We start from the raw sequence: 24088 nt of genomic DNA on the forward strand, positions 1-24088 counted from the left end.
TATGAATATAAGTTTTAACAAACAGAGGAGGTATGGTTACACATGTCTAAGTTAGGAATTGTCGGACTTGGTAGAGTAGGCAGTCAAGTATTGACAGACGTTCAGTATTTGAATTTATTTTCAGAAATTGTATTGATTGATAGTAAAGAAGAAATTGCAAGTGGTGAAGCGCTTGATCATAATCATTCACAAGGGTTGTTTAATACAAGTCATGTAAGAATTAAAGCCGGCGCGTACCAAGATTTAGCTGACGCAGATTTTATAGTTATTGCTGCAAGTATACAAACAGATAAAAATGATGGTGACCGAACATTATTGGCACAAGATAACCATGACATTATAAAAAATGTGATGAAGCAAATTGCTGAAGTTACGCAAGAAGCAATTATTATTTTAATTTCTAATCCTGTAGATTCGATGGTATATTTTGCCAATCAAGTCAATTATCCATCGCATAAAATAATTGGAACGGGTACAGCATTAGAAAGTTCAAGGTTTAAAACTATTGTTGGTCAGCATTACCAAATTGATCCTAAAAATGTTGAAGCGTTTGTTATTGGTGAACATGGTCAGTATGCAGTGCCTGTATGGAGCAAAGTACGTATTCACGGTATGGAATTATCAGAGTATGAAGCTTTAAGTCAATCACCAGCGATTGATAAGGCACATATAACGTCTATTATAAATGAAGTTTCAATGGATGTTTTTTATCAAAAAGGGTGGACCAATGCAGCTATTTCCAAGGTGACGACTGCTTTGATCCAAGCGATTGCTTTAAACCAGCGTACAATTATGCCATTGACATCAATCAGTCAGGAATATGGGTTAGATGATGGTGCGTATAGTTTACCGACATTAGTTGCCCAGTATGGCATTGTCCAAAGGTATCCTATAGCATTGGATGAGCAGGAAGAACAACAGCTCATTGAAGCATATCAATATATCAGACAAACAATTAATATAGCACAAAAATAAGATCATTTAATATAGAGTGAGGAACATCAGTGTCTCATAGTATAAAAAATGGCAATTTCTAGATTTTATATAGAAATTGTCATTTTTTTATTTTGTACTCACATTTTTGTTTTATCATTTCATCAAAGATATCTTAGTGTGACTTCTTGCTTTAATGTGAGGGTATGGCTACAATGTATTTAAATATTAATATTGAATTTAATAAAAATTCAAACGATTAGAAAGCGCGGTGCAATCATGTTGGTAAGACATGCTAAACTTATTAGGTTATTGTTAAATAACAGTAATCATTATCTAAGCGCAGATGAAATAGCAAGTTATTTAAATGTTTCAAATAGAACAGTGAGAAATGATATTAAATACATTAATAGCGAAATTATAAATCACTTGATTACAAGTGTTAAAGGTAAAGGGTATAAACTCAACCATGACCATTACGATGAGACTGAATTAGAGACATTGGTACATTCGTTTTTAACGAAAGAAAATGAAAAATTAATGAAACTCGGTTACGAATTATTAATGTATCAAAAACCAAATACAATTGATCAAATAGAATCAGAATTTATGATTACAAAAACGGAAGCTTATGATTATCTAAATAGAATAAAGGCTTGGTGTGCGTCCTTTGATATTAATGTAGATGTCATTAAGAAAAAAGGTGTTACTGTAGTAGGTAATGAAATGAATATCAGAAATGCGATATTACATTTAAATCAATTATCTAATAAGGAAAAGACAGTAGAAGCTTTTATACTTAATGAAATACCTCAAGCGCACATTAAATCTATCTGTTATATTATAAAAAACAGATTAGAGCAACATCATTTGTTTACTTCTGATATGCGTATTCAACAATTACTTATTCATTTGATTATTATTATAAAAAGAAAAAAACAAGTGAAGATTCATGGGTGATAAATAAAGAGTCTGAAGAAATAGCAATGCAATGTATAGAGGATATCAATCAAAAATTAGCTTATGGTTTATCTAAAGATACAGCTAAATTATTTTCTTTTTTTATTAGCTATTACTTTAATAAATATGATTTGGGAATAGAAACGCTCTTTGTCGAAAGCTATGTAGTGCGCATGATTAAGCACATGGAAAAAATAGTTGGTATCAATTTTACCCAAGATAATATTTTACGTGAAAATATTCAAGCACACTTTAGTAGAGCGTATTTGCGTATTGCTAAAAATGTATATATCAATAATCCATTAACTGATGAGATAAAAAAATACTATCCCTTTGTTTTTAATGCATTATATGAAACTGTAAAATATCTGGAGAAAGATTCAAAACTAAACTTAGTAGAAGATGAGATTGCCTTTTTAGCATTACATTTTCAATCGTCCATTGACCGTAATAAAAAAGATGAAGTTAACGTTGTGATCACTTGTTATTATGGTTTAGGAATATCTAGTTTGTTGGAAGTGAAAATTGCGAATTTAGATAATCATATAAATATTGTTGATACTTTAAAATTAGAGCGGGTGTCTCATTACAACTTTTCAAATATTGATATGTTGATTACCACGCACCCCATTAATACAAAGGATTTACCAGATACATTACACGTGATAGAGGTATCTCCTTTGCTTTCAGATAATGACATAAATCAAATTAAATCATTTATTAATAGTAAAAGAAATCCTGTGTTAAAGCAGGATGAAATATCTGCAATTCAATTTGATGTTCAAAAGATGACAGATGACATAACTGTAACCCATGTTTTTGAAAAAGCACAATCACTTTTAATGAAACAACATGCTATTACGGAAAGTTATATGAAGAGTGCATTGGAACGTGAAAAATATGCTTCAACATATATAGGGAATGGTATTAGTATGCCACATGGTGACCCTGACAAAGTGTTGCGTTCACAGGTTATTATATTTAAATGTCCTCATGGCTTACTATGGAAACAAAATAAAGTAAAATTAGTATTCTTTTTAGCAATTGCTAATTCTGAAATTTCAGCAATGAAAAAAATAATACATGTGATCGCTGATTTAAATGACTATGATGTCGATTATCTTATGACTATGGAAACGCAGCATCTAAAACAATACATTATAAATTTAATCAAAGAATAATTGCCACTAGCAACGGCAATTATTCTTTTTAACTATTTTAGAAAGCGTTTACAATTAAAAGTGAGGAGGATGAAATGATGAAAATATTAGCGATTACATCGTGTCCAAACGGTATAGCGCATACTTATATGGCACAAGAAAAGTTGGAACAAGCTGCTCAAGAAATGGGCGTAGATATAAAAGTAGAAACTCAAGGTGGCGTTGGGGCAGAAAATGTTTTAACATCAAAAGAAATTAAAGAAGCGGATGGCATTATCATTGCAGCAGATAGACAAGTAGATTTGTCACGTTTTGATGGGAAATTAATCATAAATGAAAGTGTTCGTGAAGGTATTCATAAACCGAAAGAATTAATTCAACGTATTATTGATAAAGATGGACATATTCATCATGATCGTAACGAGGATACGAATCAAAAAGATGATGAACAAGATCAAAAAAGTGGGATGCAAATGGTCTATCAACATTTAATGAATGGGGTATCATTTATGGTGCCTTTCATTGTAGTTGGTGGTTTATTGATGGCCATTGCCTTAACTTTAGGTGGGGAGGCTTCATCGAAAGGTTTAGTTATACCAGATGATTCTTTTTGGAAATCTATTGAAAATATTGGTTCTCTAGCATTTAGTTTTATGGTTCCAATATTAGCTGGGTATATCGCAGTTAGTATTGCAGACAAACCTGGTTTAGTACCTGGTATGATTGGTGGCGCAATCGCAGCTGACGGTAGCTTTTATGGCAGTGATGCAGGAGCAGGCTTTTTAGGTGGTATTGTTGCAGGATTTATCGCAGGCTATATTGCAAAATGGATAAAAAATATTAAAGTACCTAAAGCGATGGCACCTATTATGCCAATTATTATTATTCCAATCATCTCTTCATTGATTGTCGGATTAATTTTTATATTCTTGATTGGCGCACCAATTGCGAGCATTTTCGAAGGTTTAACAACTTGGTTAAAGAGTATGCAAGGGACAAACATTGTTATTTTAGCATTAATTGTTGGGGCAATGATTGCTTTTGATATGGGTGGTCCAGTAAATAAAGTAGCATTTTTATTTGGTTCAGCTTTAATCGCAGAAGGCAACTATGCTGTTATGGGAATGGTTGCAGTTGCGGTATGTACACCCCCTATTGGTTTAGGATTGGCTACATTTATTAATAAGCGTAAGTTTAATAAAGGCGAAATTGAAATGGGTAAGGCATCATTTACCATGGGATTGTTCGGTATTACGGAAGGTGCTATACCATTTGCCGCACAAGATCCGTTTAGAATTATACCATCCAATATGATTGGTGCGATGGTAGCTGCTGTAATTGCTGCAATTGGTGGTGTAGGTGACAGAGTTGCGCACGGTGGTCCAATTGTTGCAGTGCTGGGCGGTATTGATCAAATATTGTGGTTCTTTATAGCAGTAATCATTGGCAGTATCGTTACAATGAGTGTAGTTTTAATCTTAAGAAGACAAACACCATCACTTGCAGTTGATACGAACAATATTGAAATGGGTATGGATCAATCAGAAAATGAAGATGAAACAGCAAAAAATAATGCATCTATGACGGATAATCAAGCATTAGAAGAACAAAGTGTATTTAGTGAAGAAGTCATTCATATTTCAGAACAAACTTTATCCAGAGATGAAGCGATAGATCAATTAATAGAATATTTAAATGAACAAGGTTATATTACAGATCAATCACAATTAAAATCTGATGTCTTAAAGAGAGAGATGGAATCAACGACAGCTATTGGGATGAACGTAGCCATTCCGCATGCAAAATCAGATGCGGTTAAAGCGCCAATTGTTGCAGTTATGAATAATAAGCAAGGCGTGAAATGGGAAAGTTTAGATGGAACATTACCTCAATTGATATTCTTAATTACTGTACCAAGTGATAGTAGTGACACACATCTTAAATTATTACAAAGATTATCGAGAACTTTGATGGATGATGAGACTAGACAAAATTTAATAAATGCAACAAATAGTAAACAGATTTATAATATATTAAAAGATATTTAAGTGGAGGTATCATGCAATGCCATTATTTTTAAAACCCGTATTTCAAGAACGTATATGGGGTGGAACTGCTCTAAAAAGATTTGATTATCAAATTCCAAGTGAGTATATAGGAGAATGTTGGGCAATTTCGGCACATCCAAATGGTACAAATATAATAGAAAACGGAAGGTATCAAGGTAAGACGCTAGAAGAAGTGTGGAATGAAGATAAAGCACTCTTTGGTGTCTCAGGTAACGCTAAATTTCCATTGTTAACTAAAATATTAGATGCAAATGATAAATTATCAGTACAAGTTCATCCAGATAATGCCTATGCTCAAAAGTATGAAGGTGAATATGGTAAAACAGAATGTTGGTATATTTTAGATGCTCAAGAAGATGCTGAAATTATTTATGGTGTTAACGCTAAAAACCAAACTGAACTAAATGATATGATAGACCAACAACAATTTGATGAGTTATTTCATAAAGTTAAAGTGAAAGCTGGAGATTTTTTCTATGTGCCTGCAGGTACGGTACATGCTATCGGTGAAGGTATTTTAATACTAGAAACACAACAATCTTCTGATACAACATACAGAATTTATGATTATGAGCGCACAGACACCAATGGTAACCAACGAGAGTTACACTTAGAACAAAGTAAAGCAGTGATCAACCTTGCTGCTACTTCACCAAATACAACACCCAAACAAGAAGTAGTGCAAGGGCAAACGTATACGCAATTTGTTTCAAATGATTTCTTCACGGTTGAACGTTGGATGATCGATGGTATGTTAAATTATGAAAAACCAAGTGCGTATTGTCTTGTATCCATTGTTGAAGGTACTGGTAATGTAGAAACGAATGATGAAGTGTATAAACTAGAAAAAGGAACGCATTTTATATTAACAACAGAAGATCATGACATAGCATTTAACGGAGATATGACAATGATCATAAGTTATGTATAATGTTTAAGAGGTGAGATGAATTGATTTGTGTTAAGACAAATTAATTTATTCTACACCTCTTTTATCTATAATCGAAGCAATAATATGAATGATGGAGTGTATGGATATGTTGAAAATATGTGCAGATATAGGTGGTACGAAAACCATTGTAGGGCTTATAAATCAAGATTTATCAGTGATAGATAGTCAAAAATTCGAGACAGAAGTCAATCATCCAGAGGTAGAATTTACAAAAATTATTAATATAGCGAATGAATTCAGCAAAAAATATAATGATGTAGCACAAAACACGTTAAACATTGCGATGCCAGGACCTTGTGATTATACAGAAGGATTGTTTTTGAATCCGCCTAATCTACAGAAGTATATTGGTTTTAACGCCGGTGATTATATAAAGCAGCAAAGTGCATTTCAACCACATTTCGTAAATGATACTGATGCAGCAATCTTAGCGGAATATCAATATTTAAAATCAGAAGTAGAAGATGTCATATACTTAACAATTAGCACAGGTATAGGGATGGCTTATGTAAGAAATGGTCAACTCGTTACAGGCGTCGATGGTAATTTTGGAGAAATTGGTCATACTATCATTAAAAATAATAGCGATTATCAATGTCCAGTGTGCCATCAGTTTGGATGTGTTGAAAATGAACTATCAGGCTTAGCAATCAGTCGTAAAGCGAGCGATATTTTACAAAGAACTGTAAGTACTAGAGAAGCAATCGACATCTATATGAATAAAGAAAATGAAAATATCAGTTGTATGATGGAAGAAGTAGTGTTACTAACACAACAACTGTGTACGAATTTATTTAATATATTTAATGTATATCATATTATTCTTGGTGGCGGTGTTACACAAAGTGCATTACCGTATAAAGAAAACATTGAAGCATATGCACAAAAGCATCATTTGATCCAAAACAAACCATTTCATATTAAGGTGAGTGATTTAGCATCAAATGTGCTAACAGGTCTTTATTATGTAAATGAACAATAAAAAAGTTTGCTGATTCATAAAAATAGCGAGTACCTGAAGTGATTTAATGGCAGTTTCAGATGCTCGCTATTTTTGATGACTAAAATAATGAAGTGGATTTATAGTCTGTTGCGCTTAATTAAAATATATTTTCGTATGTTTAATGATTTAGATAATTGATCAGAAAGTAATAGTCCTAATGCAATAGAACCTGCAATTAAAATTGCTCGTATAAAGGTATTGGTAGCATCTGTGAAATTTAAAGTAACCAATTGTTGTGTCGCTCTAAAAGCGATGCTTCCTGGGACAAGTGGAATGATGCCAGGAATCATAAAAAGTACAACGGGCGCTTTGAAAATACGGCTCATGATATGTGCAAGTAAACCTAAAGTTAAGCTGCCAAGCAAACTGGAATATATACTATCCATTTCAAAGGATTGTTCTAAAATGTAGCTGACAAAATAGCCCATTGAACCAGCAAATCCAGCTGGAAAAAATAATTTTTTAGGGGCATCATATATCACATTAAAAAAGTATGATGCGCTAAAGCTACATAAAAAAGTAAATAAAATTGTCATCATGTGACCTCCTAAAAAATTAAGTAAGCGATCGCAATACCTGAACCAATTGCAAAGGCAATAACGAGTGCTTCTAAAAATTTTGCTGTGAACATTAACATGTGCCTACTAAACAAGTCTTGTATCGCAGTCGTTATCAGTACACCTGGCACAATCGGCATAACGGATGCAATCATAGCTGGTCCAAAAGATTTATTGACTTGAAACAATTCTGAACCAAATATAACGATAGTACCTAAAATAAATGAACCTACAAATTCAGGTATAAACATGGTTAGTGATTTACTTTGCATATATTCAACGATTAGAAAACCTATGGCACCAGCAATAATCGTAGTAATTGCATCAGACCAAGTCCCACCTTGTAAGTATAAAAAACTTAACGAAATAATGCCTGCAGCAATCACTTTTTTCCATAGTGGAATACTTAAATTGGATCTATCAATATTTTTCAACGCTTCAAAAGCTTCTTCTATAGAAAGTTGATTCCCTGTGAGTTTACGTGAAATGTTGTTTACTTGGAATATTTTAAGTAAATTAGTACTGTTTTTATCAATGCGCAAAATTCGAGTATCGTGTTCTTCACTTAATGAAAAATTGATAAATACATTAATGACATACCCTTGGCTATTATAATAGCCCATACAGATGGCTATTCGTCTCATTGTATCTTCAACCCGAGAAACTTCTGCGCCAGATGATAATAAAATTTTACCAGCAAGCAATATTACATTCATCGTTACTTTATCTTTGTAGTTATCCAAAAGTGTACCTCCGACTTGATAAATAATTATTATTATTATCCCAATATTAATATGTAATTTCAAAGAGAATTTATTAAATTTACAGAAGAAAGAACAGTGTGTATAGACAACGTTAGTCTTCGGGTTGTCTGAGGTCACCCTCGCGAAGTGTCTAAAATATGGATGCTTAGCAAACTGAAGTTCAAAGATTTACAAGAGTTAAATAAGAGAAGTATTTACATGAAAAATGTTGTATTTGTATGCTTTACAAATAGACATTATGCTGTTGAAGAAAACCAACTGTCCCAATTTCTTTTAACATTTAATTGGCAATTAAAGTCCCACTTCTCATATTATTTGAGGCAGTGGGACTTTGCATAAGCTTTAGTTCAAAAAATATTTGTTAATCACCTTTATTCAAGGAGATGATATAGTTGTTTGGAATGATTTAGATTTCTGTTTTCTGTTCTAAAAGCAACGTATTTATTTTTATAATACTTGTAATCCTTGATCTAAATCTGAAATGATATCATCAATGTTTTCAGTACCAATTGATAATCTTACTAATTCTGGTAAGACTCCAGATGCTTTTTGTTCTTCAGGTGACAGTTGCAAGTGAGTCGTACTAGCAGGATGAATAATTAACGATTTTGAATCCCCCACGTTTGCTAAATGTGAGAATAAATTTAAAGATTCAACAAATTTTGCAATATCTTCAACCGAACCATCTACACCAAAGGTTAAAATTGCACCTTGACCATTAGGTAAATATTTTTCGGCTAGTTTATGATATGCATTACTTTCTAAGCCAGGGTAATTTACCCAGGAAATTTTAGGATGTGCTTCTAGATATTGGGCAACTTTAAGTGCATTTTCTGAATGTCGTTCTAAGCGTAGATGCAATGTTTCTAAACCAATTAAAAATTCATGTACATTAAACGGTGATACAGCAGAACCAAGATCGCGTAATAATTGCACGCGTGCTTTTGTAATATAAGCAGCTTCACCTACATCATTTGCATATGAAACACCATGATAACTTGGATCCGGTTCGACTAAACCAGGGAATTTTCCATTATCCCAATTAAATTTACCACTATCAACAATGACACCACCGATGGAAGTACCATGGCCACCAATAAATTTTGTAGCTGAGTGTATTACAATATCAGCACCATATTCAAATGGACGCAATAAATAAGGAGTTGGGAAAGTGTTATCAACAATTAAAGGTATTTTATGTTCATGCGCAATATGAGCAACTTTTTCAATATCCAAGACATCTATTCTAGGATTACCAATCGTTTCGGCATATACTGCTTTGGTTTTATCTGTTAAGGCAACTTTGAAATTTTCCGGATCACTTGGATCAACAAAGTGTACTTTAATACCTAATTTTTTGAAAGTGACATTAAATAAGTTATAGGTACCACCATAAAGGTTTGATGATGCTACAATCTCATCGCCACTTTCAACAATATTTAACAAAGCCAAGTGAATCGCAGCTTGTCCAGAAGCTGTGGCTAAGGCACCTACACCACCTTCAAGCGCAGCAACGCGTTCTTCAAAAACATTTTGTGTAGGATTCATAATTCTGGTATATATGTTTCCTGGTTCCTCTAAAGAAAAAAGTTTTCTTGCATGTTCAGTATCATCGAATACGTAACTTGAAGTCTGATAAATCGGTACTGCTCGTGATTTTGAGAATTCATCTACTTCTTGACCGGCATGGATTGATAGAGTATCTAAATGCCAATTATTTTGAGACATACATTGTCCTCCTATATATTTGAATTTTCTGATAATTAATACTATACAAGAGCAATTTTTTATTTTCAAGTATTCTTACTAAAAAAGTAAGGATTGAGTTTAGAGTTATAACAATAAGCTATCCCCACGAGTGTTAACAAATAACAAAACCAGTGGGGAAGTTTATAAGCGAAGTTCTTTTTCTAGTTTGCGATCATTATTTCCTAGCAATTTCATCCATTAGTAATGTTGATGATGTGCATATTGATCGTGTGTATCGTTCATGCTTTCATGATTCAAAATTTCAGCATTTTGTTGTTGTAGTTGACTGTAATCTCCATCTGGTAGTTTGCTTTCTAGAACTTCGACTTTAGGATAAATGAGTAGAGGGATGAAACCAATTAAACCGTAAATAATAAATGTATACATAAAATTGAACATATCAATGAATAACCCTGCTAATGAAGACCCAATAACTTGTCCAATAGCTAACATTAAAAAGGGTATGCCGATGCCTAAAGAGGCATTTTTAACAAATATTTTAATTCCCCAAACTAAAAGTACACCAGTTAAGAATATATAGCTTAATCCAAATAATGAAGCTGATATAAATGGTATGATCCAAATTTTTGGCGTGAAAGCAAGGGCAATTGTTGCGATGGCAAGTGCAATAACACCTAAATTAAATGCATAGCGAAGTCCTCGCTTATCAATGATTGCACCAGATATACCACCTATCATGCCGAATAGCCCTATCAAAATCCAAAATAATGAAAGTCCAAAATCAGAATAATTACCAGTATTTTGAACAAACGATTTAGAAAACGTCCAAAAAGTGGCAGTTGACACACCTAATAAAATAGAGGCAGTCATGATACGTGTGCTGGCTGAAATATCACGAATGTTAAATGAACCTGTATGAATAGTAATGTTTTGTTTTAATGATGGAATGATTAGATAGTTCCAAAGCAAAACGACAAGTGCCAATATGGCATATATAAAATAAGTTTGTCGCCAATCTATAAAAGTGAACATTGCTGTTATACCAGTAAACATAAGGCCAATACTCGTACCAGAATTGATCCAAGTATTTGCTTTTCCTTGTTCATGCACTTTAATCCATAAAGAAATGGTATAGCCATAGGGTGGTGAAATGAGCCCAGTACTGGCACCTGCAAAAATGACACCAATGGATAAAATGATTGCATTTGTTGAAATACCTATCCCCAATAAACCTATGAGTACTGAGATTCCTGCTAAAATAATCATGCGTTTAGGTCCGATTTTATCAGTTTGTAATGTTGAAAAGATAATTGTAAAACAATAGGATAAATAAAATAATGAGGAAATAATACCAGACTGTGATGCAGACAAATGCAAATCATTGGTCACTTCAGGTAAAAACAAACCAAAACTAAAACGTCCTAAACCATAGGTTGTTGCGATCATGGCTACGCCAGGAAATACAAGTTTAGAAAATTTCACTATAAACGTCTCCTTTTTAGATAGAATGTTCATTCTATTTTTGTTTTAAAAAAATACGAGATGAGTATACAAAATAAGATGCTCATGCTCGTTTAAAATTTAAATTTCTTTATGTGCTTCGTTAAGTAACAAATCAGCCATAGTTATAGCATGTGATGTCGCTTTTTTAGAACCTAATAATGCTGTCATTGAAGTTGTACCTTCAAGTAATAATGTAAATTGAATTGCTAAATCTAAACCATTGACGATACCAGCATTATTTGCCAGTTGTTCTAAGTAATTTAATAATTTTTGTTTATGTCCTCTAGCAATATTTTCAATTTCGTTATCTGTATTCGCATAATCTTCGATAGCCCTCATAAACATATCACCCTTATAAGAATGATCATTAAGCCACTGGCAGTGCGCTTTGACAGCAGAAATAAAAGGTTGGTGTGGTTGTTTTTCTACATAAGTGTCTAAGTAATGCCAATATCTAGATTCACGCTGCTTTAGCACCGCCTCAACTAAATTATCTTTGGACTCAAAATGATTATATAAAGTCATAGTTGCTACATTGGCTTCTTGAATAATTTGCTTTAAGCCTATACCACGAAACCCATATTCATAAAATAATCGTTCAGCAGTTGATAATATATCTTGTCGCTTTTGTGACAATCGTCTCACACTTTCTAAATAGAATGACCGTTCTACTTCAAACTAACAGTTACATAGCAAAATGTCAAAAAGCTAAAATTATGATTTTACATTTGTTATATTAAAGTATAATATAACAATAAAGTGAGTGTTCACTCACTATTAGTGAGATGAGGTGTGAAGATGATCGAAGTGAATAATTTAAGTAAATCTTTTGGTGATAAACAAGTATTAAAAGATATAAATGTTGCTTTTGAAAAGGGTGAAATCGTCGGTTTAATTGGTCCATCTGGAACTGGTAAAACAACATTAATTCAATGTATGTTAGGTATGGAACGCATCGATGTAGGTTGGGTAACGATAGATGACGTTGAAATGCCCGATAGAAAAATTTTAGGTGACGTTGGATATATGGCTCAAAGTGATGCACTTTATACTGATTTGACGGGGAGAGAAAACTTAGAATTTTTTGGCAGTATATACATTAAAAAAAGAAAAGACATCAAGAAACGTGTGGAAATATGTAGTGATATGGTGAAACTACAAGAGGCCTTAGATAAAAAGGTATCGACCTATTCTGGCGGCATGAAACGTAGGTTATCTTTGGCTATTAGTTTTCTACAAGATCCACAAATATTGATACTAGATGAACCAACTGTTGGAATTGATCCTAAACTTAGACAAGCGGTATGGAAAGATTTGGATGCAGCAAAAAAAGAAGGGAAAAGTATTCTAGTCACAACTCATGTTTTAGATGAAGCAACACGTTGTGACAGACTATTACTTATGAATCATGGTGAAATTATTGCAATAGGATCACCACAAGATATTAAAACGCAATATCAAGCTGTATCAATTGAAGAAGTGTTTTTGAAAATGGAGGACTAAATATGAATGCATTTTATATTACTAAACGAATTTTCAAACAAACAATCAGAGATATACGTACGTTGATGTTATTGCTAGTAGCGCCGTTGTTAACATTAACGCTATTCTATTATATATTTACAGTTTCAGATAACTCAAATGGTGTGAAAGTTGGTGTTCATGATATTCCTGAATCACTAAAACAACAATTACAATCACAAGACATCACGATTGAAAATTTTAAGGACCATAAAAATATAGATGATAAAATAAAAGAAGATCAATTAACTGGGTTTATACTCATGCAAAATCATGAGTTAGAAGTCACTTTTGCTAATGATAATCCAACAGATAAGGGAGTCATGGCTTCTACAAACCAAAAGTGGTTAACCAATCATAATATGAGTCAATTGAAAGAAAATACGAAATCATTAAAAAAAGCATTAGCGCAAGTTCAATCGCAAATACCTGACAATGCTAATACAGGTCAAAGTATGACCGAGAATCGTGAACCGATAAAAATTAATACACATTATTTATATGGGGATAAAGATGCTACATATTTTGATACGATTAATCCAATTTTAATAGGATTTTTCGTTTTCTTCTTCACATTTTTAATTTCTGGCATTGGTTTATTAAAAGAGAGAACATCAGGAACACTAGAACGATTATTGTCTTCTCCTATTAAGCGAAGCCATATTATTTATGGCTATATTATGGGATATGGTATTTTTAGTGTTATTCAAACGTTTGTAGTGGTTATTTATGCCATTTATGTATTAAATATAGCTGTTGAGGGATCGATTTGGTTAGTTCTAGCTACAACGGTATTAACAGCACTCGTAGCTTTAACGTTTGGTATACTGTTGTCTACATTTGCATCTTCAGAATTTCAAATGATCCAATTTATACCACTTGTAATCGTACCGCAAGTATTATTTGCAGGTTTAATTCCAATATCATCGATGAATATAGGCTTACAATACTTTGCACATTTGATGCCATTATTTTATACCGGAGAAGCTATGCAAGATGTGATGATAAAAGGATTTGGCGTGCAAGATATTTATATCAACTTGTGTGTATTATTTGGTATTTTTGTAGTATTACTAATATTGAATATTTTAGGAATGAAACGTTATAGAAAAGTTTAAGTATAGGTGGTATCATACATGAATCGAAATATTAAAGATATCATGGAAGAAATTGTACCTAAATTAGAGCATTTAACTGAAAAACAACGTTTAGTGATTGAAAGTGCCCTTATACTTTTTAGTGAAAAAGGCTATAAACAAACAAGTACAAGTGATATTGCTAAGCGGGCAGGTGTTGCTGAAGGTACAGTATATAAACAGTTTAAAAATAAAGAAGCATTACTCTATGCAGGTCTGGTGCCTATCATAAAAGATAACATAGCGCCTACTGTAGCAGAGGAGTTCTTAAGTGAATTGAATCGCGCAAGCAACTTGGAATCATTTATAAACATATTTGTAGACAATCGTTCTAAGTTTATTTATGAGAATAGAATGTTGTTAAAGGTATTCTTTAACGAAGCGATGACAAGTAAAATGTTTCAGTCGGTTTTGTTAGAAGTATTTAATAAGCGTTTAGTCTCTCATTTAAAGCCAATAATCAATAAGATGATACGTTGTGGCGAAATGCGAGATGTAGAAGCGGAATTTTTTGTACGCAGTTTAATTGCTCAAACAATCAATTTAAATATTAGTTGTTTAATTGGTTTGAATTATCAACATGACGATGTATATGAAAAACATTTATTATTTACAAAGGAAAGTCTTTACTACATGTTTACAGCAAAATAACATAAAAGTAGAACGGAAAAGAAAGCTGAGTTTCCGTTCTACTTTTATGTTTGTTATTTTCTAGGTATGCCAATAACATGACCTAGTTGTGATGGCGCATTAAATGGCTTTTGCATATTAAAAGCTGCTTGTATTTTCTCTAGAATAGGCTGTGGAAATGCCATGCTACGACGTGTAACTTTACTAACGCCTATCATGATCACTTCATATGTAGCAATACGCTCATCATTATCATTGTACATTGTCAGGAATAAATGTACTCTTTTCGCATCATAATCATAAATATGTACTTTAACGTAAAAGTCATCATCTAAGACGAGTTCTTTTAAAAAGGAAATGTGTGCCTCCAAACTAAAAATAGTAATTTCATGTGTTTGTCGATATGAAACATATAAGTCGACTGATTCGAAAAATCCAACGACGACATCACTGAAAATGGAATAATATTGTGCATCATGCATATGGTTATTATTATCTATCCAAGATGGTTGCACGGTGTTTTTATAAATGTATTCCTCTGCCACAAAATCACTCCTAAAGTATAAATTTAATAGTAGCCTATATTATTGTAACAATATTAAACAGTTTAAGTTAGTAATTTGATTGTATTTGTACATAATTCAATATTACTTATTGAATATGTGTAATTGATAATCAAATTCAAGTAAGTTATCATAAAAATGTAAACGCTTGCATTTTGAATATTTTGAGTTTATATCATTATTTATAAATTTAAAATAAAAGGTACAGAAATTTTGAATTCAAACAAAATTCAGTATCGTACTAAGGTTTGGCTGGTAAGGATAAAAGGGTACAGAATTAGGGTTCTGTGAAAATCGTATGTTATATTCACAAACATATTTGAAACTTGTGCATCCTTGCCAATATCAAAGGTGCATGCGAGTGAAGTGACATTATAGGCTTTTACGAATGCTTATAAATGAAATTCAATGTAACGAAGGGGATTTATATGAAAAGGATATTTTTAATTGGTAGTGCATTCATCGGTATTATCGTGGGTGCAGGATTTGCTTCAGGACAAGAAATACTACAGTATTTTACTAGCTTTGGAACGGTGGGCATACTCGCGGGCATTGTTTCTACCGTGTTATTTGCCTACGTAGGTATGATGCTAGTATGGTTAGGCAGTATATTTAAGGCTGAAGGACATAACGACGTGATACATAAATTGACTGGTGGTACAATGTTTGGCAAGGTCATTGCCTGGTTAGTAGACATTGTGCTCATTATTGCATTATTTGGATTTGGTGTTGTTATGCTTGCAGGCGGAGGCTCAAATTTTGAACAACAATTTGGCATACCTGCTGTGTACGGTACTGCACTTATGGTTATATTAGTACTCGTATTTGGTATGTTACGTGTGGATAATGTTGTAAAAGTAATTGGTAACATTACACCTTTATTGATTATCTGTATTGTTATCGTTGCTATATATTGTTTGTTTACGATGTCAGGTTCGTTTAGCGAATTGGATACATTGGCTAAAAGTCATACATCTGCTGTTCCACATTGGTTTATCGCAGGTGTAAATTATGTCTCGCTTAATGTAGGCTTAGGTGCATCAATGTCAATTGTTATGGGAGGTAATGAGAAAAATAGTAAAGTTGCTGCATGGGGTGGTTTGGCCGGTGGTATTGTTTTAGGTTTAATGATTATGATTAGTCATTTGGCAATTTTTTCAAAGATTGAAACAGTTGGCCACTTACCGTTACCAATGTTAGGACTAGTTAATGATATTTCACCTATTTTAGGCGTGTTTATGTCAATTGTTATTTATTTAATGATTTTTAATACATGTTTAGGTATGTTTTATTCATTAGCTACACGCTTCACTGAAATTGAAACGAAACAATTTAAAATATTTTATACGATATTTACTTTAATCGGTTTTGCAATCAGTTTTGCAGGGTTTACAGATTTAATGACATTTTTCTATCCGGTAATAGGTTATATGGGTATCATTATTATAATCGTGTTAATTTATGCACCATTTAAGGTGAGAAGAATAAAAAAACAAGGTAAATCATTACAAGATTTGTAAAATATCATATAGAACTAGCTATATATTTTTTATAGCGTAAATATTAAGATAAAATGTACGTATAAAAAATAATAACTATTGAAATTCGAAAGGAGTCAATCGCAAATGGTTTATGTTGCATTAATCGTATTAATTATAGCGATTATACTACTGATTTATTCTATTGCTCTGCTTATGGGTAAAGATGGATCATTATTTAGCTTGTTTACGCATGAAGAAAAATCATTAAAAAAAGGGCAAAAGCTAGCGATTTATATTGCAACAATTTTATTGTTAGTCATTAGTATCGTATGGTTGCTAAATATTATTTAAAGTAAATGGTATGAAAGTTTTAATAACATTATAAGCTATTACAGTATAAATAGATGTCTGGATATGAATATTTTGGACTAAGTGATAGAAGTTGAGCACAATTTATTGTCAGTAGTAGACTGCCTTGAATTATGTAAATCATATCTTTAATCAAGCGTGATCAAAATATGATATAAAAAAAGAATTTATCCCTATGCAAATAGATAAGTTCTTTCAGACTGTCGACAACTTTGTTGGCGGTTTTTTTTGTGCATGCTTTCCGCGGACACTGCCTTAGCCTATAGTTTTTGGCTAGTGCGCTTACCGAAGGAGTCAGCCCAAATCACTGCCAATATGATAATATATATAAATTAAATAGTGACAATAATGGCCTGAAAGACAACTGCTATTTGAAAGATATCTATATAAATAAAAATAAACAAACCCTACGCATTAATTTGCACAGGGTTTGTCTAAGTTCTTTTTATTGAGTATAAACTGTATGTTTCATGCTCCGAGGTTGGAATTGCTATTTCATAATATACGACATGATTAAGGTTAATATTTTCTTAAGAAATTGACTTCTCTGTCAAAGATATGCTGTGCAACGTACGTTTGTACAGCATTTAAAATGCGCTCGATAATCTGTGTTTTATTTGATAGAATTCTAATGCTGAAACCATGCGTTGGTAATTGAGTAATACCGAAACGACAATGATATGTTTTGTGATAATGCTTGATATAATCATAAATATCATCTATAAAAGTTTGATTGACTTCAGGATGTATGAAATAGCATGAACCTAAATGTGTATAGTCTTCCATATACCCTAGGCCATCAACTTTATTTTTAGTTGGATCAAGTAACAAATTATCAAATGTTACGAGTTCATTTTCAACATAAATTTCATTAAGTAGATGCATATACGTATATGTGAAGGCTTTATCTTCTTTTGAATAACCGGGTGTCAGTATATCTGTATAGAATAGTGAACCGTTGGTACTCAAATTAAATGTATTATGTTGGAAAAACTTAGCGTTTTCAAAGGCGATAATAGGATCGCCAACATATTCGATATAAGCATTGTCCTTAATGTTAAAATTTTGATATTGCTCGACATGATCATTTAATGTTTTATAGATTTTTGTCGCACCTTGTGAAGTTAAAGTCACATTTGCATTTTCTTCTGCTGTGAAATCCATTTTGTAACGGTCACCATCTAAATAACCACCGCCTACATTTACAATATAAAATGTAGGTATATCTGAGCCGTTTAAGTAAACTGGGCGTATGACTTTTAATGCCTTCTCAAAAAAGATATCACGCGCAACAGATTTACTACCATTATTAAAAACAGTTAAATCTAATATGCCAGTCCATTTTTGCTGTGCATTTGCCATTAAGCTAAACCTTTAAGAAAGACATCTTGATCTATCCATTCGATAACCTTATTTAAGCCTTCATCTGTTTTAAGATTAGTAAATGCAAATGGTCTTTTGCCTCGGAATGTTTCGGTATCTTCAGCCATACGTTCTAATGAAGCACCGACGTACGGAGCCAAATCAGTCTTGTTAATTACAAAGAAATCAGATTTAATCATGCCTTGTCCGCCTTTGCGAGGGATTTTTTCCCCTTGAGCAACGTCGATAATATATATAGAAAAATCGACTAACTCTGGACTGAAGGTCGCAGCAAGGTTGTCGCCACCAGATTCGATAAATATCAAATCGATATCTTCATTACGTTCTTTTAATTCATCGATGGCAGCAAAATTCATTGAAGCATCTTCACGAATTGCTGTATGTGGGCAGCCACCTGTTTCAACACCGATGATGCGCTCTGCAGGTAACACACCTGAATTAACTAAAATCTTTTCATCTTCTTTTGTATAAATATCGTTGGTAATGACACCTATGCTAAATTCTTTAGATAATTGTTTTACTAATTTTTCAATAAGTTGTGTTTTCCCTGCACCTACAGGGCCACCGACACCTATTTTAACTGTCTCTGTCATTGGAAATGCCCTCCTAAGATATAAAAATTCTTACATTTACGTTCTCGTGTTCCATCTGGTTGATCTCTAATCCGGGTGCAGTGATACCTAATTGTGACTCCTCTAATGTCATAATATGATTTCTTGTTTCTTTCATAAAGGGAATCATTTCATAGACGATTCTTTGACCTGCAGTTTGTCCTAAAGGAATTGCACGAACTGCGTTTTGTGTTAAACTCGATACATTTTGATATAAATAGTAATCGATAATCATTTCAATATCGACGCCTAAATAATGACCGAGCATTGTAAAACAAATCGCCGGATGCAATTTTGCTTTTTTATTTTTGTTTTGCGTTTGATACCACTGTATCCATTCACTATCGTAAAGTTCTGCTGCTAGTTTGACCATGCGATTACCCATTTGTTTTGATCCTTGTCTGGTTTCTTTAGGTAGGTTTTGTACAAAAAGTATACGATCTAAATACAATATTTTTTCAGTATTATGATGATTTAGTGCATCGTAGACTAAGCGCATTGTTAAGCCGTCAGCAAACGAAAGTTGTTCATTTAAGAATAATTCAAGCCATTGTTTAAAAGATGCTTCATCATGGACAATATCTCTTTGGATATATGTTTCAAGTCCAAATGAGTGACTGAAAGCGCCAGTCGGAAATTGAGAATCACAAAATTGAAATAAGCGCAAATGTGCATGATCAATCATGTGAATGACCTATATGTCTAAATGCTTGGTTTACTTTTCTATCTTCGTGGCTGTAGGGTATACCTAAGTCTTTCAATAAATCCTCTACGAGATAGTCATATTGTACAAGCATCTCTGTTTCTGTGAATTGTGCTGGCAAATGTCGATTACCCAATTGATGAGCAATGTCACCCATTTCTTGTAATGTACGTGGCTTGATTACTAATAAATCTTCTGAATTGACGTCTATAATAATCATATTTGTATCGTCTTGATATAGAATATCACCGTATTGCAAATCGATAGGCTGTTTTAAACGAATGCCAATTTCATTACCATGGTCTGTTGTAACACGTTGAATACGTTTCACTAAGTCAGAATTTTCAAGATAAACTTTTTCAACGTGTTTGTTTTTTTCATTTTGTGCTAGATTTGCAATATTACCTTTAATTTCTTCGATGATCATATTTTATCCTCCTAGAATAAGAAATAACGTTGCGTTAGTGGCAACTCAGTAGCTGGTTCACTTGTTATTTTCTTACCATCGACAAATACTTCATAAGTTTGTGGATCTACATCTAGTTTAGGTGTAGCGTTATTATTTTTCATATCTGCTTTAGTTAATTTACGAATATTTTTAACTGGTCTTAATTTACGTTTTAACCCTAAACTTCTACCTATATCATTTTCATAAGCAGTGGATGAAACAAAAGTAATGGCAGTACTTTGCATATTACCACCTAATTGTCCATACATATTGCGGTATTTGAGTGGTTCAGAAATTGGAATAGAACCGTTAGCATCACCGTTAATTGCCGTATTGATCATTCCACCTTTAAGCACTAACTCAGGCTTAACACCAAAGAACGCTGGGTCCCACATTATGATGTCTGCAAGTTTGCCCTCATCAATAGATCCAACATACTCTGAAATACCATGTGTAATTGCAGGATTGATTGTGTACTTCGCAATATAACGTTTGATACGATTATTATCGTTATATTCACCGTCTCCTTCAAGCGCACCACGTTGTTCTTTCATGCGATGAGCCACTTGCCATGTACGTGTGATTACCTCGCCAACACGACCCATAGCTTGAGAGTCGGAACTTACCATACTAAATACACCTAAATCTTGTAATACGTCTTCTGCAGCAATTGTTTCTTTACGAATACGAGAGTCAGCAAAAGCAACATCTTCAGGGATAGAAGCGTTAAGGTGATGTGTGATCATAACCATATCTAAATGTTCATCTATTGTATTGTGTGTGTACGGCAAAGTAGGGTTAGTGGATGATGGCAAGATGTTTGAGTAAGAAGCTGACTTAATTAAGTCAGGCGCGTGCCCGCCACCAGCACCTTCAGTATGGTACATGTGTAATACACGGTCTTTAACTGCTGCCATTGTTTCTTCCATAAATCCAGCTTCGTTTAAAGTATCTGCGTGTAAGGCCACTTGAATATCGTAGTCATCTGCGACTTGTAAAGCGTGATCTAAAGCAGATGGTGTTGCACCCCAGTCTTCATGTACTTTAAGACCAATGACACCTGCATGAATTTGTTCGACGAGGGCAGTGTGGTTAACAGCTTGTCCTTTCCCAGTAAAACCAATGTTTAATGGAATTTGTTCTGCTGCTTCCAACATGCGATGTATGTACCAAGGTCCAGGTGTAACAGTTGTTGCTTTTGAGCCTTCAGAAGCTCCTGTACCACCGCCGATTAATGTAGTTGTGCCGCTTTCTAAAGCAACGAGTGATTGCTCTGGATTGATAAAGTGGACATGTGTATCAATGGCACCAGCAGTTATGATTTTACCTTCTGCAGCAATAACATCAGTCGTTGCACCAATAACGATATCAACATTATCCATTATGTCTGGATTGCCCGCTTTACCAATTTTCATAATATAGCCATTTTTGACACCGATATCTGCTTTGATTACTTTGTCATAATCAAGGATTAGCGCGTTAGTAATAACTAAATCTGCAACTTTTTTGTCGTCTCTTGTTACGTTAGGGTTTTGAGCCATACCGTCTCGGATGGATTTGCCGCCGCCGAAAGTAGCTTCGTCACCATATGTAGCGAAATCTTTTTCGACCTTAGCGAATAGGTTTGTATCACCGAGTCTTACTGAATCACCAATGGTTGGTCCATAAAGACTCGTGTATTGAGATTGCGTCATTTTGAAACTCATCTTTTATACCCACTTTCTTTATTAGCATTATCTTCTGATAAAGTAGCTTTATCGATAATATCAGATTCTTTAGTATAATCATCTGGTTTAAATACACGTGTGTCGTCTATAGGACCATTTACTTTTCCGTGGAAGCCAAAAATATTACGACTCCCTTTATATTCTACTAATTGAATTTCTTTTTCATCACCTGGTTCAAAACGAACGGCAGCACCTGCGGGTATATCTAAACGTTTGCCATAGGCATGTTCACGATTAAAATCTAATGCAGGATTCACTTCAAAAAAGTGATAGTGAGAACCAACTTGTATAGGACGATCGCCTGTGTTTTTTACAGTGATGACTGTGGCATGAAGCCCCTTGTTAACATCGATTTCTGTACGTTTAACAATAATTTCACCTGGTTTCATCATGTATCCTCCTTTAGACTATCGGATGATGGACAGTAATTAATTTTGTACCATCAGGGAATGTTGCTTCAATTTCTAAATCAGTTAACATATCTGCAACACCTTCCATGACATCATCTGCACTTAATATTTGTTTTCCATAACTCATAAGTTCTGCTACTGATTTTCCATCGCGTGCGCCTTCTAACAATTCAAAACTGATGATAGCGGCTGCTTCAGGATAGTTTAATTTTAATCCTCTTTGTTGACGTCTACGTGCTAAATCGGATGCAATGACTAACATTAACTTATCTTGCTCACGTTGTGTAAAATGCACGTTGTTCACTCCCTTTCCAAATCTGTTAAAATCAATATCGATGTGTATGTGGCTACATTTTAATAATAAGGGTTGCTAGGCTAACTACAAGAATTACACATTAAGGAAAAGTGTGAAAATAGCGAATTTAGTAAAATTTGAAAGACTTTTAATTATAGGTTGTATGATATAAGATGAATAACGTAAATTTTATAGAAATCAGGTGACATTTTGAATGCGATTCAAATATTATTAAAAAATATCACACAGGTTTTGTTGTTGAACAATGCATGGACAGGTTTATTTATCTTAATAGGTCTATTTGTAGGTAGTTGGAAAGTTGGTTTAATGGCGCTCATTGCTAGTTTAATATCACTATTATTAGCTCAATATACAAATTACTCAGATGAAGAGATTAATAGTGGTTTAGCAGGTTTTAATCCAGTATTGACTGCAATTGCATTAACGTTATTTTTAGTACCTGAATGGTATAGCTTATTGATAGTCATTGTTGCAATAATTATAACAATGCCATTAGGATCAGCATTTAGAGAGTTTTTTAAACCTTTTGGTGTACCCATGTTAACGATGCCGTATGTATTTGTAAGCTGGGTTGTTTTATTAATGTCTTTTCAATTCAAGTTTGTAAATGCAGATGTAAAAATATTGCCTAATACTGTCAAAGAAATTACATATTCGGGACATCATATCGATTTTATTAGTGCCTTTTTATCAGGTTTTAGTGAAGTTTTTTTATTGAAAAGTGTTTTAGCAGGTGCTTTCATTTTAATCGGGATATTTATTGCTTCAAGAAAAGCAGGACTTTACGCAATGGTTGCTAATGTCATTGGTTTTGCAGCTGTTACGGTGCTCGGTGCAAATCATGATCAGATTAATGATGGTTTATTTGGTTATAATGTCATTCTTACAGTTTTAGCATTAGGCGTAGCATTTAAAACTAGAATCCCAAGATATATGAGTATTGTACTTGGTGTCTTACTCACGGTAGTTATACATGCAGGTATGATTACATTGCTAACACCATTTGGCTTACCTGTCTTTACCTTACCGTTTATTATTGCTACATGGATAATGTTATTCGCAGGAAATCGTATGCGTGTACAAAAATAAGTGACCATTGAAGCATGAAGTTTAATTAAATGTACAAACTAAGTATAATAAAAGAGGGTGTACTTTGTGGATAGATTATTATTCAATAAA

General features: G+C 33.3%; 25 protein-coding genes. 12 read left to right on the plus strand and 13 right to left on the minus strand.

The annotated features are described in order from the left end of the window. Positions 1-42 precede the first annotated feature (42 nt). The 6 genes from NST87_RS01585 to NST87_RS01610 all read left to right on the plus strand — a co-directional run bounded on the left by NST87_RS01585 (position 43) and on the right by NST87_RS01610 (position 7056). Complete coding sequence (locus NST87_RS01585; RefSeq protein ID WP_019468991.1) at positions 43-975, plus strand: lactate/malate family dehydrogenase; 933 nt, start codon at positions 43-45, stop codon at positions 973-975. A 237-nt stretch (positions 976-1212) separates the two neighbouring features. Next, entirely contained in the window at positions 1213-1893 is a 681-nt protein-coding gene (locus tag NST87_RS01590) for an HTH domain-containing protein (protein WP_233422196.1), read from the plus strand. Then, the gene (locus NST87_RS01595) at positions 1890-3074 is read left to right on the plus strand and encodes a BglG family transcription antiterminator (RefSeq protein WP_230621620.1); all 1185 of its coding nucleotides are present in this window, start codon (positions 1890-1892) and stop codon (positions 3072-3074) included. The genes NST87_RS01590 and NST87_RS01595 overlap by 4 nt, the downstream gene beginning before the upstream one ends. Before the next feature lie 77 nt (positions 3075-3151). Beyond that, positions 3152-5101, plus strand: a complete 1950-nt coding sequence (locus tag NST87_RS01600; RefSeq protein ID WP_340721769.1) for a PTS fructose transporter subunit IIABC — start codon at positions 3152-3154, stop codon at positions 5099-5101. 16 nt (positions 5102-5117) lie between these two features. Continuing rightward, on the plus strand, positions 5118-6053 hold the full coding sequence (manA, locus tag NST87_RS01605; RefSeq protein WP_019468988.1) for a mannose-6-phosphate isomerase, class I: 936 nt from the start codon (positions 5118-5120) through the stop codon (positions 6051-6053). 106 nt (positions 6054-6159) lie between these two features. Beyond that, positions 6160-7056 carry an ROK family protein gene (locus NST87_RS01610; protein ID WP_019468987.1) on the plus strand — a complete coding sequence of 299 codons (897 nt, stop codon included), beginning with the start codon at positions 6160-6162 and terminating at the stop codon, positions 7054-7056. A gap of 98 nt (positions 7057-7154) precedes the next feature. Here NST87_RS01610 and NST87_RS01615 read toward each other — a convergent pair whose 3' ends face one another. The 5 genes from NST87_RS01615 to NST87_RS01635 all read right to left on the minus strand — a co-directional run bounded on the left by NST87_RS01615 (position 7155) and on the right by NST87_RS01635 (position 12247). Next, positions 7155-7613, minus strand: a complete 459-nt coding sequence (locus NST87_RS01615; protein ID WP_019468986.1) for a threonine/serine exporter family protein — start codon at positions 7611-7613, stop codon at positions 7155-7157. Between the two features lie 11 nt (positions 7614-7624). Further along, complete coding sequence (locus NST87_RS01620) at positions 7625-8377, minus strand: threonine/serine exporter family protein (RefSeq protein ID WP_019468985.1); 753 nt, start codon at positions 8375-8377, stop codon at positions 7625-7627. Between the two features lie 468 nt (positions 8378-8845). Beyond that, positions 8846-10126 carry a homocysteine synthase gene (locus NST87_RS01625; protein ID WP_019468984.1) on the minus strand — a complete coding sequence of 427 codons (1281 nt, stop codon included), beginning with the start codon at positions 10124-10126 and terminating at the stop codon, positions 8846-8848. 219 nt (positions 10127-10345) lie between these two features. Further along, complete coding sequence (locus NST87_RS01630) at positions 10346-11590, minus strand: MFS transporter (RefSeq protein ID WP_019468983.1); 1245 nt, start codon at positions 11588-11590, stop codon at positions 10346-10348. A 99-nt stretch (positions 11591-11689) separates the two neighbouring features. Next, complete coding sequence (locus NST87_RS01635; protein ID WP_019468982.1) at positions 11690-12247, minus strand: TetR/AcrR family transcriptional regulator; 558 nt, start codon at positions 12245-12247, stop codon at positions 11690-11692. Between the two features lie 162 nt (positions 12248-12409). Between NST87_RS01635 and NST87_RS01640 the strand changes: the two genes are divergently transcribed. Genes NST87_RS01640 through NST87_RS01650 form a run of 3 tightly spaced genes read left to right on the plus strand, consistent with a single transcriptional unit; the run spans position 12410 to position 14919 of the window. Next, positions 12410-13114, plus strand: coding sequence for an ABC transporter ATP-binding protein (locus NST87_RS01640; RefSeq protein ID WP_019468981.1), 705 nt, complete (start codon positions 12410-12412; stop codon positions 13112-13114). 2 nt (positions 13115-13116) lie between these two features. Continuing rightward, on the plus strand, positions 13117-14250 hold the full coding sequence (locus NST87_RS01645; protein ID WP_019468980.1) for an ABC transporter permease: 1134 nt from the start codon (positions 13117-13119) through the stop codon (positions 14248-14250). An 18-nt stretch (positions 14251-14268) separates the two neighbouring features. Then, on the plus strand, positions 14269-14919 hold the full coding sequence (locus NST87_RS01650) for a TetR/AcrR family transcriptional regulator (protein WP_019468979.1): 651 nt from the start codon (positions 14269-14271) through the stop codon (positions 14917-14919). Between the two features lie 53 nt (positions 14920-14972). Here the strand turns inward: NST87_RS01650 and NST87_RS01655 are convergent, their stop codons facing one another. Then, on the minus strand, positions 14973-15443 hold the full coding sequence (locus NST87_RS01655) for a thioesterase family protein (RefSeq protein WP_019469948.1): 471 nt from the start codon (positions 15441-15443) through the stop codon (positions 14973-14975). Between the two features lie 446 nt (positions 15444-15889). Between NST87_RS01655 and NST87_RS01660 the strand changes: the two genes are divergently transcribed. Next, positions 15890-16981: a YkvI family membrane protein gene (locus tag NST87_RS01660; RefSeq protein ID WP_019469949.1), complete on the plus strand. Its 1092-nt coding sequence runs from the start codon at positions 15890-15892 to the stop codon at positions 16979-16981. A 105-nt stretch (positions 16982-17086) separates the two neighbouring features. Further along, the gene (locus NST87_RS01665) at positions 17087-17293 is read left to right on the plus strand and encodes a hypothetical protein (protein WP_019469950.1); all 207 of its coding nucleotides are present in this window, start codon (positions 17087-17089) and stop codon (positions 17291-17293) included. Between the two features lie 537 nt (positions 17294-17830). On the opposite strand, the gene NST87_RS01670 is transcribed toward NST87_RS01665, so the two are convergent. From NST87_RS01670 to NST87_RS01700, 7 genes are read right to left on the minus strand one after another with little or no spacing between them, the layout of a single operon-like run. Next, positions 17831-18673, minus strand: a complete 843-nt coding sequence (locus NST87_RS01670; protein WP_019469951.1) for an urease accessory protein UreD — start codon at positions 18671-18673, stop codon at positions 17831-17833. Then, a complete protein-coding gene (gene ureG / locus NST87_RS01675; protein WP_019469952.1) occupies positions 18673-19287 on the minus strand; it encodes an urease accessory protein UreG in 615 nt (204 codons plus the stop codon). Before ureG ends, NST87_RS01670 begins: the two co-directional genes overlap by 1 nt. A 13-nt stretch (positions 19288-19300) precedes the next feature. Then, positions 19301-19990 (minus strand): urease accessory protein UreF, encoded by a 690-nt coding sequence (locus NST87_RS01680; protein ID WP_019469953.1) that lies wholly within the window; start codon positions 19988-19990, stop codon positions 19301-19303. After that, positions 19983-20435 (minus strand): urease accessory protein UreE, encoded by a 453-nt coding sequence (ureE, locus tag NST87_RS01685; RefSeq protein ID WP_064264554.1) that lies wholly within the window; start codon positions 20433-20435, stop codon positions 19983-19985. The genes NST87_RS01680 and ureE overlap by 8 nt, the downstream gene beginning before the upstream one ends. Positions 20436-20446: 11 nt before the next feature. After that, complete coding sequence (gene ureC, locus NST87_RS01690) at positions 20447-22162, minus strand: urease subunit alpha (protein ID WP_064264553.1); 1716 nt, start codon at positions 22160-22162, stop codon at positions 20447-20449. Continuing rightward, positions 22159-22572 carry an urease subunit beta gene (locus tag NST87_RS01695; RefSeq protein ID WP_019469956.1) on the minus strand — a complete coding sequence of 138 codons (414 nt, stop codon included), beginning with the start codon at positions 22570-22572 and terminating at the stop codon, positions 22159-22161. The genes ureC and NST87_RS01695 overlap by 4 nt, the downstream gene beginning before the upstream one ends. A gap of 13 nt (positions 22573-22585) precedes the next feature. Next, positions 22586-22888 (minus strand): urease subunit gamma, encoded by a 303-nt coding sequence (locus NST87_RS01700; protein ID WP_019469957.1) that lies wholly within the window; start codon positions 22886-22888, stop codon positions 22586-22588. A gap of 210 nt (positions 22889-23098) precedes the next feature. Here NST87_RS01700 and yut point away from each other — a divergent pair, with 210 nt between their 5' ends. Next, the gene (gene yut, locus NST87_RS01705) at positions 23099-23998 is read left to right on the plus strand and encodes an urea transporter (protein WP_019469958.1); all 900 of its coding nucleotides are present in this window, start codon (positions 23099-23101) and stop codon (positions 23996-23998) included. The last annotated feature ends 90 nt before the right edge of the window (positions 23999-24088 follow it).

It is taken from the genome of Staphylococcus sp. FSL W8-0271, assembly GCF_038006605.1.
GTDB classification, from domain to species: domain Bacteria; phylum Bacillota; class Bacilli; order Staphylococcales; family Staphylococcaceae; genus Staphylococcus; species Staphylococcus cohnii.